Here is a 14,245-nt window from a genome sequence, read left to right as displayed (position 1 = left end):
GTGGCCCAAGTCTAACGCTGGGATGGGCACACCCATTGTAAGAAAGGGTATCCGGGCACCGGCCGTCGCGCCGGGCTGCGCCGGTGCAACGGACTAGTGGTCCGCAGCCATGGCCTTCAGTTCGGCGTCGCCCGCCACGCGGGCAGCATCCGATGTCGTGAAGGTATCGTCGGACACAATGGTGCGCCGGATCTGCTGCGCACTGAAATCGACCAGTGAAATGATCCAGACATAGCGGCCCGCCTGGGGCGCGGTCTGCACGAAAGCCTTCAGTCCGGAACGGGACTCATTCGCCATGATCCACCTCCTCGCAATGCGTGTCTGAAAAGACTAGCACAGCGGTGCGACAGTTCCCCGACAGTCGCCGTGCGCTTGATCTGTCGATCCACCGGTCGATCCATCAGCCGGCCATGCGCCCCAAGGTCGCCACCGCGACATTGATCAGGCCCAGCACAAGATTGATACCGACCGCCTGACGAATCCGATTGAGCGCGGCGCCGGCAGCCGGCCATTCGCCGGCATCCACGGCCTGCCGCAAGACCGGATAGGGCTTGAAGAAAACAAACAGAAAAACCACGGCCATCACCACGCCGATGCCGGCCATCAGGTGCCAGTTTGGCGGTGCCGCAGCCATACCCGCATTGGCCATCATGGCGCCGCCGCTGGCCAGGATCAGCACCAGCGCCACCCAGACCCAGCGGAAAAACTTCTCGAAGACCCCACGCCAGAGCCGCAACCGTGACGGCGGGTCGAGCACCTGCCCCGCGACCGGGCGCAGGCACAGGTAAGCGAAGAACATGCCGCCCACCCATACGACGGCGGCCATCACATGCAGGAACAGGAGAATCGGCAGGAAAGTCATCGTGATGGTGTCGGATAGGCGCTGCGCGCTGAACCTGCATTCTAGGCGCCGCGCGCATTATTGGGCACAGGCAGCGGACGCCACTATCCGCCCGAATTCAGGATTCCGGCGTTTCTGCCGATAACCGGTCCTGACAGTGCCGGACCCGCCCCCACCCGCATCCCGGCACGATCAGAACCAGTACAACAACCGCGGCCTGGCGCCGGCCGGTGCATGGCTTGACCGCCCGACGCAGCCGCCGGGACAAATATTTTCGCCACGCCGCCTGCCCCTGGAACCATTCACGGAAGGAACGCACGTATCCTGCCATGAGTGGACCCCGGACAACCCGATCAGGCAGTACGCATACTCCGCCACCCATGGCTCGCGCCCCAGCCAGATTCCGCACCAGCCGCAACCGCAGCCCGCTTCGCTACTGGCTGCGGCTGCTGACGGCAGCCGTGCTTGCCATCGTGCCAGCCGTGCTGCCTCCGGGCGTCACCGCGCAACCGGCCCCGCAACGCACAGACATGGTGGCGCGCGTGGTCTTCAGCCTGCTTGGCTACGCGCGCTGGCCGTCGGAGCGCGAGTCGGTCCGCCTTTGCGTCGACAACACCAGCCGGTACCCGGCGCGCCTGCTGGAAGGCGGCACGCTCAGCAACGGCCGCCAGGTACGCACGCGCGAGGTCGACGTCATGACCGAGCCGCTCGCCAGCAACTGCGATGCGCTCTATCTTGGTGCCATGACCGACGCGCGGCGCCAGCGGCTGGGCGCAGAACTGACAGGGCGACCGGTGCTGGTGATCAGCGAAGAGGATTTCGAGTGTGAGGTTGGCAGCATGTTCTGCCTGAACATCCGCGAGAACCAGGTGTCGTTCCGCGTGAATCTCGATTCGCTGGCCCGCAGCGGCGTACACGTCCATCCGGCCGTGCTGCAGCTGGGCCGTCGCAGGGGCGCCTCGTCATGAAGCCCGGATCGAAGCCCGCCAGCGGCCGTCAACGCCCCACCCTCTACAGCACGCTGCGACGTATCCATCTTGGCGTAGCACTGCTGGCCGTCTGCACGGCGGGCCTCTCGCTGACCGCGCTGGGCTTTGCTGCACTGCGGGTCTATGCGGACCACAACCTGCGGCTCGTGGCACGGTCGATCGCCTATACGCTCGAAGCGCCCGTGGTCTTCCGCGACAAGGTCGCCACCGGCGAGACGCTGGCCGTGATCGCCGCATCCGAGGACGTCTCCCGCGCGACCGTCGTCGATCTCGACAACCGCGTGCTGGCCGACTGGCAGCGTCCCGGCCACGAACGTCGTGACGGCTTGCGGTACGCGCTTGGCGAATTGCTCAGCACCGGTGTGATCGAGCAGCCGATTCTGCACGATGCCCAACCGGTGGGTACCCTGCGCATGACCGGCGACCCGTCCAATCTGCTGCAGTTCCTGCTGCAAGGCGGGCTGGGCCTGCTGGCCTGCCTGCTGCTGACTGCCGTCAGCGCGCACTATATGTCGAGCCGTATGCTCGCGCAGATTGTCGAGCCGTTGCGCAACCTGATGCGCGTGGCCCACGCCGTACGTTCGGAGCGCGACTTTGCCCAGCGCACGCCGCCCGCCCGCATCGAGGAACTGAATGCACTGGGCGATGACTTCAACGGCCTGCTCGATGAGCTCGAAACCTGGCAGAACCAGTTGCAGCACGAGAACCGCTCGCTCGCGCACCGTGCCAGCCATGATTCCCTGACCGGCCTGGTCAACCGGTCCGCGTTCGAAGAACTGCTCGAGCTTGCCGTTCGTGCCGCGGCGGCGAGCGCCAGCTATGCGGCCCTGCTCTATCTCGACAGCGACGACTTCAAAGGCATCAACGACCGGTTCGGCCATGCCGCCGGAGATGAGGTGCTGGTCGCCCTGGCTCAGCGCATCCGCGCAAGCGTGCGCGAAGGCGATGTGGTCGCGCGCCTTGGCGGCGACGAGTTTGCCGTGCTCATCACGTCCTTGCGCGCGCCGGCGGATGTCGTGCCGATTGCCGAACAGATCCTGCGGCGAATTCCCGAACCTATCCTTTTGCCCGATGGCACATGCATTACGGCATCGCTTAGCATTGGCATAGCCGTGTTTCCGGTGCATGCGCAGGGCAGCCAGGGGTTGCTGCATGCGGCCGACGCGGCCATGTACGGCGCCAAGCGCCGATGCGGCGGGACCTGGCAGAGTGCCGAGCCACGCCTGGAGGCCAGCCGGGACCAGCGATGAGGCCTGCCTATCGTTCCGCTGCGGCAAGTCAGTTGCCGCATGCCGGCCCGCGGGATATCCGCAGGCTGGCGGCGGTTGCCCTGCTGGCGGCTCTGGCAGCGATGGTTCTGGCTTTGTCGGGCTGCAAGACGGCCCCTCCGGCTCAGGGCCTGACACCGGCGCAGGTGGCCGTGCTCCAGCAGGAAGGGTTTACGGAGACAGATATCGGCTGGGAACTCGGCCGGCCGGTCAAAGTCCTGTTTGGCTTCGACGAAGCCATCATCCCCCCGGATCGGATTGCGGACATCCGGCGTCTGGGCCACGTGCTGCTAGGCGTCGGCATCGACCATGTGCGCGTGGATGGCCACACCGATCACACGGGCAGCACGGAATACAACCTGCGGCTTTCGCTGCGGCGCGCGGAAGCCGTAGCCAGGGTACTGGTTACCGCCGGGTTCGAACCCACGAACATCGAAGTGCGCGGCATGGGCAAGAGCCGGCCAGTGGCAGACAACCGCACCGCCGCGGGCCGCGCCGAAAATCGGCGCGCGTCCATCGTGGTGACGGTGGAGTAGCCGCGCCGGACACATCGCGGCAATGCCGAAAGGCTCAGTCGCCGAATGGATTGGGTGCGCGGTTCTCGATGGAGTCGGACAAATCGAACTCGTCGCGCACTTTGTCGACGACGGCGCGAATGCTCGCCTCGTAGCCGGTGGACCGGCCGAAACCCTTCATGTCCCAGTTCCGTCCGCGTGCATCGCGTGGATGCGGCTCAGGCATTGGTGCGCGGATCTTCGCGCCATCCTCGCCGATTTCGTCGATCTGCTGCACCCGCCGGCTTACCTCGTCCTGCAAGGCGCGCCGGCCGCGCTCGCGCTTGGCCATGGCTGTCTCCCGGAAGCGGTCCGGCAGTCATGCTAGCACGGGCATGCCCGTGCGCTCAAAGCGCGGCCTTGGCGGCCTGGTAAGCGTCGTAGAGCTTGCGAAAGACCGGGCCGGGCGCTCCTGTTCCAATCGTCTGTCCATCGATGGACACCACTGGCAGCAGCTCCTTGCTCGCCGACGACAGCAATACCTCGTCCGCACCGAAGACCTCCTCGCGCGAGATGCGGCGGGCTTCCAGAGAGATATCGAGCGCGGCGCACAACTCTTCCATCAGCCCGTAGCGGATGCCCTCAAGGATCAGGTTGTCCTTGGGCGGCGCCGATACGCGGCCGCTCCGCACCACCCAGACATTGGACGCCGAGGCCTCCGTGAGCCAGCCATCGCGAAACTGGATCGCCTCGGTCACGCTTTGCTCGGCCGCATATTGCGCGGCCAGCACATTTCCGAGCAGCGACGTCGACTTGATCTGGCAATTGAGCCAGCGCCGATCCTCCATCGTCACGCACGCCACCCCCTGCGCCACCGCTTCCGCAGACGGAAGCACCATCGGATTGGTCATGATCAGCACGGTCGGCGTGACTGCCTTCGGAAACGCATGCGTGCGCCCTGCCACGCCCCGCGTGACCTGGATGTAGATCATCTGGTCGGACAGCCCGTTCGCCTCCACCACGCGCGCGATCAGCGCCTGCCATTCGGACGCGTGATGCGGATCGGGGATGCCGATGGCCGCCAGGCTACGCGCGAGACGTGCCAGGTGCTGAGCGCCCCGGAACGGCTTGCCGTTGTAGATCGGGATGACCTCGTAAATACCGTCACCAAAGATAAAACCGCGATCCAGGACGGGGATGCGGGCTTCGGACAATGGGGTCAGATCGCCGTTGAGATAGACGAGAGGCTCGGACATGGTAAGTGCTTGCTGAAGAGATGTCCGATTCTTTCACAAGCGCGTGGGGCGGCTTATGCAATATGCGCATAAGGTATCTGAACGCCGGGCCGAGTCGCTTCCGCACAGGGTCAGGCGCCCGCTGTCGGACGGCGCCTGATACCGGCGCACCGTTTACCCGTCGACACTGTCTTTATCGACCCAGGGAGACAGAGATGCCCAACAAGAATATCCACGTCGTACCTACCTACAACGGTTGGGCGGTGCAACTCGACGGTGGCGCAGGTCACGAGCATCGATTTACCTGCCAGAAGCATGCAATTGCCACCGGCACCGAAAGAGCCAGGCAGGCAAAAGTCGAGTTACTGATACATGGCCGGGACGGACAGATCGTGGAACGCAGTTCGTTTGAAACGGAAGCGCTCGACGTGAAGGTCTAAACCCGGCAAGCGGCTGCAGTCTGGCAGGTCCTAGAGATATCGCTCGCCATGCCGGCGTGTTCGGACAACCTTCGCCGGCACCCCATAGGCGACAGTCAGCGGCTCTATGTCTCTCGCAACCAACGATCCAGCGCCGATGATCACGTCGTCCCCGATGGTGATGCCGTGAATCAGGTTCGCACCTAGTCCAATCGCGGCAAAGGCGCCGATCTTGCATTCCCCGCCTGTAACAATGCCAGGCGCAAGACTGGCATAGTCGCCAACCTCGCAATCGTGATCCACGCATGCGCCGGTGTTGATAATGCAATGCCGGCCAAGGGTCGTACACGTATTGATCACCGCGCCGGCCATCACGACAGAGCCCTCGCCGATCGTGGTGCCTCTGCCGATACTGGTTGCCGGATGAATGGCCGCGGGAAACCGAAGCTCCGGGCAGAGCGCCCTGATTCTTTCGGCCACCTGGGCACGCACGCTGTTATCGCCGATTGCGATCAGCGCACCATCGATCCGATATTCCCTGACGATCATCGGCAAAGCCGTCTCATCACCGAGCACCCGATAACCCATCACTTCGCGCGGCGAAGTGTCGACCAGTCCGACTATGTGATGTTTGCGCTGCGTTTCAACCACATCGATGACGGACTTGGCATGGCCGCCCGCTCCGATGATGACAATGTTTTCCACAGCGGCCTTTCTGGTTGTCGGCGAGAGTGTCAGGCCAACAATATAATCCGGCAGTTCGTGCCGGGGCTTTCGCAGTGCCGTCCATAATGCAGGCCTTTCGAACGCCGATCATCGGGATTCGACTTGGGCGCCAAGATGGCAAGGCACCTTCCATCATTAAGCAGAAGTGTGGCACCCAGCAGGCAAACAAAAAGGGCCGGGGTCAAATGACCCAAGCCCTTTTTTACGGCCAGAGGTTAGCGATTGCCAACCTGCGAAGCCTTACAGAATCCTGGCGGAGAGAGGGGGATTCGAACCCCCGATAGGCTATTAACCTATACACGCTTTCCAGGCGTGCGACTTAAACCACTCATCCATCTCTCCGGGAAGTCCGCGATTATAGCAGAGCGCGGCGACGCGTCCAGTGTTTCATGAGCCGCCCCTTATCCCTTCCGCAAGTAGTTCACCAGCCTGTCGATGACAGGCGCATTCCTCGGTGTGACCAGACTGACCAGAATGGCAGCGGCGAACCCCGCAGGAACGCCGAAGGCACCTGACGCGATCGGATCCACGCCAAACCACCGGTCACCAAAGATCCCCGTCATCCGCGTGAAGAACGGATAGTTGACGAAGATGTAGTAGACCGAAATGCCCAAGCCCGCCGCCATCCCCGCCACCGCGCCAGCGGCCGTCGTACGGCGCCAGAAGATTCCAAGTACCAGCACCGGAAAGAAACTTGAGGCAGCCAGCGAGAAAGCCGCGCCAACCAGGAACAGGATGTTGCCCGGGCGTAGCGATGTGACGTACGACGCGAACAGCGCTACGCCGAGCAGCACGATCTTCGCGGTCGTCACACGCCGCTGGTGGCTCGCCTGGCGGTCGACCATGTGATAGAAGACGTCGTGCGACAGCGCATTGGCGATAGTCAGCAGCAGCCCGTCCGCCGTCGAGAGCGCAGCGGCCAGCGCGCCGGCGGCGATTAGCCCGGATATCACGTAAGGCAACCCCGCAATTTCGGGTGCTGCCAGTACGATCATGTCGGGCTGCAGCAGGATTTCGGCCCACTGCACGATGCCGTCGGCATTGACGTCGCGCAGCGCGAACACCGGTGGATCGACCTTGCGCCACTGCACGACCCACTGCGGCAGTTCCGCGTAAGGCGTGCCGACCACGTGCTGGAAGAATTCGTACTTGACCAGCGCCGCCAGCGTCGGGGCCGATACGTAAAGCAAGGCGATGCAAAACAGCGCCCACGCGACGGAGTTGCGCGTTTCCTTCACCGATGGTGTTGTGTACAGGCGCGTGAGGATATGCGGCAGACTGGCAGTTCCCAGCATCAGGCAGAACACCAGCAGCACGAAATTCAGGCGCTTGTTGCCTCGCTCCTTTTCGGAGGCCGAAGGATACGGCTCCGTCGATGGCGTGGAAGGCTTGCTGCGCGCAAGCGCATCTTCACGCATCTGGTTCCACTGCAGCTGCGCGGCGGCCGCGTCGGCGGGGAACTCGATCCGTTCGCGCTCCAGTGCCTTGATTTCGCGCAGCGGCGCGTTGCGAGCGCGCAAGTCGCGCAGGCGCACGTCGAGCGCGTCGCGTTCTTCGGCAAACGACTGGGGCAGACGGGCGATGCGCTCCTGCATCTGGATGGCCTGCTGCCGATAGAAATCGCGCACCGCCAATTCGGCCGGCTCGCGCTCAAGCTGCCGTTCGCGCTGGTCCAGTTGCGAAAGCAGCGGCCCGTAGCTCAGTTGCGGCACCACTTCATGATGATGCTTCCACGCAATCATCGAAACCGTTGTCAGGAAGGCGACGATCATCATGATGTACTGCGCGACCTGCGTCCACGTGACGGCGCGCATGCCGCCCAGGAACGAACAGACCAGGATGCCGGCCAGCCCGAAGAAGATGCCGACCGCGAACTCGACGCCGATGAAGCGTGTCACGACAAGGCCCACACCCTGGATCTGCGCGACCAGATAGACAAACGAACACAACGATGCCGCCAGGACCGCAATGGCGCGGACAGGCAGGTTGCCGCCCGGCTTGCCGTTGCCATAGCGTGCCGCGAGAAAATCGGGAATGGTGTAGCCGCCGTACTTGCGCAGGTATGGCGCGAGCAGGAACGCCACCAGGCAATAGCCGCCGGTCCATCCCATCACATACGCCAGCCCCTCATAGCCGGAGGCGAACAGAATGCCCGCCAGGCCGATGAACGATGCCGCGCTCATCCAGTCCGCCGCGATCGCCATGCCATTGAACATCGCCGGCACGCGCCGCGCGGCGACGTAGTATTCGTTGAGGTCGGACGTACGGCAGATCAGCCCGATGCAGGCGTAGATCGCAATGGTGACGAAGAGAAAGACATAGCCGAGCCACAGCGCATCGGCATTGGACTTTTCCAGCAGCCCCATCATGCCGACGAAGCCGAACAGACCCAGCGTGAACAGGCCGTAGTACAACATCAGCCGGCGGCGGAAACGCGACTGGGCGTCGGGCATAGGCGAGGATCTGGCGGTGAAGGAAATCTAGAGTAAAGAACCCGCCGGCGCGATTGACGCGGCGGCGGGTTCTGTCGGGACAAGCCGTTGCCGGAGGGTCCGGTTACTGCGCCTGCTTCAACTGATCAAGGATCGCAGGGTTTTCCAGCGTCGAGGTGTCCTGCGTGATTTCCTCATCCTTGGCCAGCGAACGAAGCAGGCGGCGCATGATCTTGCCCGAGCGCGTCTTCGGCAGGTTGTCGCCGAAGCGGATGTCCTTGGGCTTGGCGATCGGACCGATTTCCTTCGCAACCCAGTTGCGCAGCTCGGCGGCAATCTGCTGTGCCTCGGCATCGTTCGGACGCGCACGCTTGAGCACCACGAATGCGCAGATGGCCTCGCCCGTGGTGTCGTCCGGGCGGCCGACCACGGCGGCTTCGGCAACGATCGGGTTCGCGACCAGCGCCGACTCGATCTCCATCGTGCCCATGCGGTGGCCCGACACGTTCAGCACATCATCGATACGGCCCATGATGGTGAAGTAGCCGGTCTCCTTGTCGCGGATCGAGCCATCGCCGGCCAGGTACAGCGTACCGCCGAGTTCTTCCGGGAAGTAGCTCTTCTTGAAGCGCTCCGGATCGCCCCAGATCGTGCGGATCATCGACGGCCACGGACGCTTGACGACGAGGATGCCACCACTGCCGTTCGGCACATCCTGCCCGGTCTCATCGACGATCGCGGCCATGATGCCCGGCAGCGGCAGCGTGCACGAACCCGGCACCAGCGGCGTGGCGCCCGGCAGCGGCGTGATCATGTGGCCGCCGGTTTCGGTCTGCCAGAACGTATCGACGATCGGGCAGCGCTCGTTGCCGATGTTCTTGTAGTACCACATCCACGCTTCGGGGTTGATCGGCTCGCCCACGGTGCCGAGCAGTCGCAGGCTCGACAGGTCATATTGCTTCGGATGGATCTTCTCGTCAGCCTCGGCGGCCTTGATCAGCGAGCGGATTGCGGTCGGCGCGGTATAGAAGATGGTGACCTTGTGGCGCGCGATCATGTCCCAGAAACGGCCTGCGTTCGGGTAGGTCGGCACGCCTTCGAAAATGATCTGCGTGGCGCCGGCGGCCAGCGGGCCGTAGGCGATGTAGGTGTGGCCAGTGACCCAGCCGATATCGGCGGTACACCAGAACAGGTCGTCGGGCTTGATGTCGAAGGTCCACTGCATCGTCATCAGCGCCCACAGCAGGTAGCCGCCGGTGCTGTGCTGCACGCCCTTGGGCTTGCCGGTGGAGCCCGAGGTGTAGAGCACGAACAGCGGATGCTCGGCGCTGACGGGCACGGCCTCGCAGGTATCGGGCTGGCCGGCGGACACGTCTTCCATCCAGCGGTCACGACCTTCGACCCAGTTGACCTTGCCGCCGGTGCGGCGATAGACGATGACGTCCTTCACCGCCTCGCAGCCGCCGAGCGCCAGCGCATCGTCGGCAATCGCCTTGAGCGGCAGCGCCTTGCCGCCGCGCATCTGCTCGTCCGCGGTGATCAGCGCCACGGCGCCGACGTCGACGAGCCGCTCCTGCAGCGACTTGGCCGAGAAGCCGCCGAACACCACAGAATGCGTGGCGCCGAGACGCGCACACGCCTGCATGGCCACCACGCCTTCGACCGACATCGGCATGTAGATCACCACGCGATCGCCCTTCTTGATGCCAAGTCCCTTCAGGCCATTGGCGAAGCGGCAGACCTTGGCGTGCAGGTCGCGGTACGACACGCGCGTGGCGGTGCCGTCGTCCGCTTCGAACACGATCGCGGTCTTGTCGGCATTGCCGTTTTGCAGGTTGCGGTCCAGGCAGTTGTACGAGGCGTTCAGTTCACCATCCTCGAACCACTTGTAGAACGGGGCATTGCTCTCGTCCAGCACCTTGGTGAAGGGCTTGTTCCAGTGCAGCAGATCGCGCGCACGGCTGGCCCAGAAGCCCTCGTAGTCGCGCTCCGCCTCGGCGCACAGCGCACGGTAGGCGTCCATGCCTGGAATCGCGGCTTGCCGGACGAAGGATTCGGGCGGGTTGAAAACGCGATGCTCTTGCATCACCGATTCGATGGCGGACATAGGCGGGTCTCCTGGTATTTGACTGAACGGCTTGGCTGCAAAGTACGCCCGGCGGCTTACTTAAACCTGACGCTCCCTTGCGCGGCAAAAGCATGCCGGGTTCTTGCTGCAAAGCAACAAACCCGCATGAATGGGGCGCGGCGCAAGGAATGTGCAGCCTTCTTCATTAGGCTAGCACAGCTATAATGCCGCGGGCCCGATATTCGGCTGCCCATGCGCCCACGGCGCTTCCAATGCCGGCGTTTACGAAGCGCCCGCACCCGGCCCGCAAAACCGGCTGCGTGCATACTCCCGAGGCAGTATCCGTGTCCATCTACCCCTTCTTCCTGATCGCCTCGATGGCGCTCGTTGGCAGCAATGTCGGCCTGGGCAAATCGATCATCGTGCATGTGCCCGTGCTGCTGTTCGCACTGCTGCGCTTTGTCATCGCCATCATCTGCCTGTCGCCGTGGTACCGGCCGTCGCGCATGCGCAAGGTGTCGCGCGCGGAATGGCGCAACCTGTTCCTGCAGGCGTTCTTCGGCACCTTCCTGTTCACATTGCTGATGCTCAATGGCGTGCGGCTGACCAGCGCAATGGCCGCGGGCGTCATCACCAGCACCATTCCCGCCACGGTCGCCATCCTGTCGTGGCTGTGGCTGCGTGAACGGCTGTCGCGCCGCACGATTGGTTCGGTGCTGCTGGCCGTGGCCGGCGTCGCGGTGCTGAATATCGCGCGCGGCGGATCGCACGGCAGCGGTGGCGGCGGCCAGGCGCTGCTCGGCAACCTGATGATCCTTGGGGCCGTGGTCTGCGAATCGATCTACGTAATCCTGTCGCGCCGCCTCACGCAAACGCTCGCGGCCATCGAGATCTGCGCCTACACGCACCTGATCGGCGGCCTGCTGATGCTGCCGCTGGGCCTGATCCCGCTGCTTGGTTTCGATCCTTCCACGGTGCCCACGCAAACCTGGCTCATGCTGTTGTGGTACGCGCTGTCCGCCAGCGTGTTCTCGTTCTGGCTCTGGATGAAGGGCATCCGGCATGTGCCTGCACAACTCGCGGGCGTATTCACCTCGGTGCTGCCGGTGGCGGCGGCCGCCTACGGCATCGTCTTCCTTGGCGAGACACCGGGCTGGCCTCATGCGGTGGCACTGGCGTGCGTGCTGGGCGGCATCGTGCTGGCGAGCTGGCCGGGGCCGATTGCGCGCCGGGCATTGCGTGACATCACCTGAAGCGTTTCAGGAAGTGACAGGCGTCGCGGGACGCAAACAAGGCAAGGTACAATCCAGACCCGTTTCGAATGTCTGGCGACAAAGACCTTCCCACCTGCTTGCTTATGGCCCAAACCCCGATGCGTCCCATCCCCCGCCTTATCTTTGCCTCCCGCTGGCTCCAGCTGCCGCTGTATCTCGGCCTGATCGTCGCGCAGGGCGTCTACGTCTATCACTTCATGGTGGAGGTATGGCACCTGCTGTCGCATGTGACCGAGTACGACGAGAACAAGATCATGCTGGTCGTGCTGGGCCTGATCGACGTGGTGATGATCTCGAACCTGCTGATCATGGTGATCGTGGGCGGCTACGAAACCTTCGTTTCCCGCCTCGGGATCGACAACCACCCCGACGAGCCGGAATGGCTCGACCACGTCAACGCCGGAGTGCTGAAGGTCAAGCTGTCGATGGCGCTGATCGGCATTTCGTCGATCCACCTGCTCAAGACGTTTATCGACGCCGAGCAGCGCACGACCCATACGATCATGTGGCAGGTGGCGATCCACCTGGCGTTCCTGCTGTCAGCGGTGGCAATGGCCTGGGTCGACAGGATGGTGACGCATGGCCCCGCTCACCATGCGAAGCAAGAGGCACATTAAGACAGCGTCCGGCGCTGTGCAGTGCATGAACCGCGGCGCACCTGCCGCGGTTTTTTCTTTTGGGCGCCGCCATGGGCGCTTAGTGGCGCCCGCGACGCCTGCTGCCCTGTAGACGCTTGTATGCAGCCGGGCAGAGCGCCCCGGCTCGGTGTATGATTTCGGGCTGTGTTTCACCGCTGCCACCCCCCACAAAATGACCGTCATCAAGCAAGAAGACCTCATCCAGAGCGTCGCAGACTCCCTGCAGTACATCAGCTACTACCACCCGATGGACTACATCACCAGCCTGGGCCGCGCCTATGAGCTGGAGCAGAGTCCCGCCGCCAAGGATGCGATCGCGCAGATCCTGACCAACAGCCGCATGTGCGCCGAAGGCAAGCGCCCGATCTGCCAGGACACCGGTATCGTCACGGTCTTCGTCAAGGTGGGCATGGACGTGCGCTGGGATGGCGCCACCATGGGCCTGACCGACATGATCAACGAAGGCGTGCGCCGCGGTTATACGCACCCGGACAACGTGCTGCGCGCGTCGATCGTCAGCCCGCCCGAAGGTGGCCGCAAGAACACCAAGGACAACACCCCGGCCGTGATCCACTACGAAGTGGTGCCGGGCAACACGGTGGACATCCAGGTCGCGGCCAAGGGCGGCGGCTCGGAGAACAAGTCCAAGTTCGTGATGCTGAACCCGTCCGATTCGATCGTCGACTGGGTGCTGAAGACCGTGCCGACCATGGGCGCCGGCTGGTGCCCGCCGGGCATGCTGGGCATCGGCATCGGCGGTACCGCCGAGAAGGCCATGGTCATGGCCAAGGAATCGCTGATGGAGTCGATCGACATCCAGGACATCATCGCCCGCGGCCCGAAGGACTGGGTCGAGGAACTGCGCGTCGAGCTGTACGAGAAGGTCAACGCGCTGGGCATCGGCGCGCAGGGCCTGGGCGGCCTGGCCACCGTGCTGGACGTCAAGATCATGGCCTGCCCGACGCACGCCGCATCCAAGCCGGTCGCGATGATCCCGAACTGCGCCGCCACGCGTCACGTGCACTTCACGCTGGATGGCAGCGGCCCGGCCAAGCTGGAAGCGCCGGACCTGTCGCAATGGCCGAAGGTCGAGTGGGCACCGAACACCGAAACGTCCAAGCGCGTCGACCTGAACACGCTGACGCCGGAAGAAGTCGCCTCGTGGAAGCCGGGCCAGACCCTGCTGCTCAACGGCAAGATGCTGACCGGCCGCGACGCCGCACACAAGCGCATTGCCGACATGCTGGCCAAGGGCGAGAAGCTGCCGGTGGACTTCAAGAACCGCGTGATCTACTACGTCGGCCCGGTCGATCCGGTGCGTGACGAGGCCGTTGGTCCCGCAGGCCCGACTACCGCCACGCGCATGGACAAGTTCACCGAGATGATGCTGGCCGAAACCGGCCTGATCTCGATGATCGGCAAGGCCGAGCGCGGCCCGGTAGCCATCGAAGCCATCAAGAAGCACAAGTCGGCCTACCTGATGGCCGTGGGCGGTGCCGCTTACCTGGTGGCCAAGGCCATCAAGGAAGCCAAGGTGGTCGGCTTTGAAGACCTCGGCATGGAAGCCATCTACGAGTTCGACGTCAAGGACATGCCCGTGACCGTCGCCGTGGACAGCCAAGGCACCTCGGTCCACAAGACCGGCCCGGCGGAATGGCAGGCCAAGATCGGCAAGATTCCGGTCGCGGCGCTGTAAGTCGTACCGGCACGGCTCCCCTCTCCCGCCTGCGGGAGAGGGGTTGGGGGAGAGGGCAAGCGTTGGCAGCACTGATGACGCCAACGTCATGGAGACGCCTGCCCTCTCCCCCGCCCCTCTCCCATAAATGGGAGAGGGGAGAAAACAATCCCTTCATCCCGCCAC

Annotated in this window: 14 protein-coding genes and 1 tRNA gene; 7 read left to right on the top strand and 8 right to left on the bottom strand. The window is 63.9% G+C overall.

The window, feature by feature from the left end:
* Nucleotides 1–93: 93 nt before the first annotated feature.
* Together KHO41_RS06930 and KHO41_RS06925 are read right to left on the bottom strand one after the other, a co-directional pair.
* Complete coding sequence (locus tag KHO41_RS06930) at nt 94–297, bottom strand: hypothetical protein (RefSeq protein WP_211952557.1); 204 nt, start codon at nt 295–297, stop codon at nt 94–96.
* 103 nt (nt 298–400) lie between these two features.
* Nucleotides 401–862, bottom strand: a complete 462-nt coding sequence (locus tag KHO41_RS06925) for a DUF4149 domain-containing protein (protein WP_211952556.1) — start codon at nt 860–862, stop codon at nt 401–403.
* A gap of 359 nt (nt 863–1,221) precedes the next feature.
* Between KHO41_RS06925 and KHO41_RS06920 the strand changes: the two genes are divergently transcribed.
* Genes KHO41_RS06920 through KHO41_RS06910 form a run of 3 tightly spaced genes read left to right on the top strand, consistent with a single transcriptional unit; the run spans nt 1,222 to nt 3,634 of the window.
* The gene (locus KHO41_RS06920; RefSeq protein WP_244873738.1) at nt 1,222–1,809 is read left to right on the top strand and encodes a YfiR family protein; all 588 of its coding nucleotides are present in this window, start codon (nt 1,222–1,224) and stop codon (nt 1,807–1,809) included.
* Nucleotides 1,806–3,080 (top strand): diguanylate cyclase domain-containing protein, encoded by a 1,275-nt coding sequence (locus KHO41_RS06915; RefSeq protein ID WP_211952554.1) that lies wholly within the window; start codon nt 1,806–1,808, stop codon nt 3,078–3,080. The genes KHO41_RS06920 and KHO41_RS06915 overlap by 4 nt, the downstream gene beginning before the upstream one ends.
* Nucleotides 3,077–3,634 (top strand): OmpA family protein, encoded by a 558-nt coding sequence (locus KHO41_RS06910; RefSeq protein ID WP_211952553.1) that lies wholly within the window; start codon nt 3,077–3,079, stop codon nt 3,632–3,634. Before KHO41_RS06915 ends, KHO41_RS06910 begins: the two co-directional genes overlap by 4 nt.
* 34 nt (nt 3,635–3,668) lie before the next feature.
* On the opposite strand, the gene KHO41_RS06905 is transcribed toward KHO41_RS06910, so the two are convergent.
* Both KHO41_RS06905 and KHO41_RS06900 read right to left on the bottom strand, forming a co-directional pair.
* Entirely contained in the window at nt 3,669–3,944 is a 276-nt protein-coding gene (locus tag KHO41_RS06905; RefSeq protein ID WP_211952552.1) for a hypothetical protein, read from the bottom strand.
* Between the two features lie 55 nt (nt 3,945–3,999).
* Nucleotides 4,000–4,848 (bottom strand): D-amino acid aminotransferase, encoded by an 849-nt coding sequence (locus KHO41_RS06900; RefSeq protein WP_211952551.1) that lies wholly within the window; start codon nt 4,846–4,848, stop codon nt 4,000–4,002.
* Between the two features lie 194 nt (nt 4,849–5,042).
* Between KHO41_RS06900 and KHO41_RS06895 the strand changes: the two genes are divergently transcribed.
* A complete protein-coding gene (locus tag KHO41_RS06895; protein WP_211952550.1) occupies nt 5,043–5,267 on the top strand; it encodes a DUF2188 domain-containing protein in 225 nt (74 codons plus the stop codon).
* 30 nt (nt 5,268–5,297) lie between these two features.
* Here the strand turns inward: KHO41_RS06895 and KHO41_RS06890 are convergent, their stop codons facing one another.
* The 4 genes from KHO41_RS06890 to acs form a co-directional block, all read right to left on the bottom strand.
* Complete coding sequence (locus KHO41_RS06890; RefSeq protein WP_211952549.1) at nt 5,298–5,951, bottom strand: acetyltransferase; 654 nt, start codon at nt 5,949–5,951, stop codon at nt 5,298–5,300.
* A 272-nt stretch (nt 5,952–6,223) separates the two neighbouring features.
* Nucleotides 6,224–6,314, bottom strand: a tRNA-Ser gene (locus tag KHO41_RS06885).
* Nucleotides 6,315–6,373: 59 nt separating this feature from the next.
* Nucleotides 6,374–8,425: a sodium:solute symporter family protein gene (locus KHO41_RS06880; protein ID WP_211952548.1), complete on the bottom strand. Its 2,052-nt coding sequence runs from the start codon at nt 8,423–8,425 to the stop codon at nt 6,374–6,376.
* A gap of 103 nt (nt 8,426–8,528) precedes the next feature.
* Nucleotides 8,529–10,511 carry an acetate--CoA ligase gene (acs, locus tag KHO41_RS06875; protein ID WP_211952547.1) on the bottom strand — a complete coding sequence of 661 codons (1,983 nt, stop codon included), beginning with the start codon at nt 10,509–10,511 and terminating at the stop codon, nt 8,529–8,531.
* A 305-nt stretch (nt 10,512–10,816) separates the two neighbouring features.
* Here acs and KHO41_RS06870 point away from each other — a divergent pair, with 305 nt between their 5' ends.
* The 3 genes from KHO41_RS06870 to KHO41_RS06860 all read left to right on the top strand — a co-directional run bounded on the left by KHO41_RS06870 (nt 10,817) and on the right by KHO41_RS06860 (nt 14,080).
* Nucleotides 10,817–11,725 carry a DMT family transporter gene (locus KHO41_RS06870; protein WP_211952546.1) on the top strand — a complete coding sequence of 303 codons (909 nt, stop codon included), beginning with the start codon at nt 10,817–10,819 and terminating at the stop codon, nt 11,723–11,725.
* 104 nt (nt 11,726–11,829) lie between these two features.
* A complete protein-coding gene (locus KHO41_RS06865; protein WP_211952545.1) occupies nt 11,830–12,363 on the top strand; it encodes a TIGR00645 family protein in 534 nt (177 codons plus the stop codon).
* 193 nt (nt 12,364–12,556) lie between these two features.
* On the top strand, nt 12,557–14,080 hold the full coding sequence (locus KHO41_RS06860; protein ID WP_011298388.1) for a fumarate hydratase: 1,524 nt from the start codon (nt 12,557–12,559) through the stop codon (nt 14,078–14,080).
* Nucleotides 14,081–14,245: the final 165 nt, after the last annotated feature.

Source organism: Cupriavidus numazuensis (genome assembly GCF_905397435.1).
Lineage (GTDB): Bacteria > Pseudomonadota > Gammaproteobacteria > Burkholderiales > Burkholderiaceae > Cupriavidus > Cupriavidus numazuensis.
Note: the sequence above shows the minus strand (reverse complement) of the source record. Positions and strands in the feature narration are given on the sequence as shown.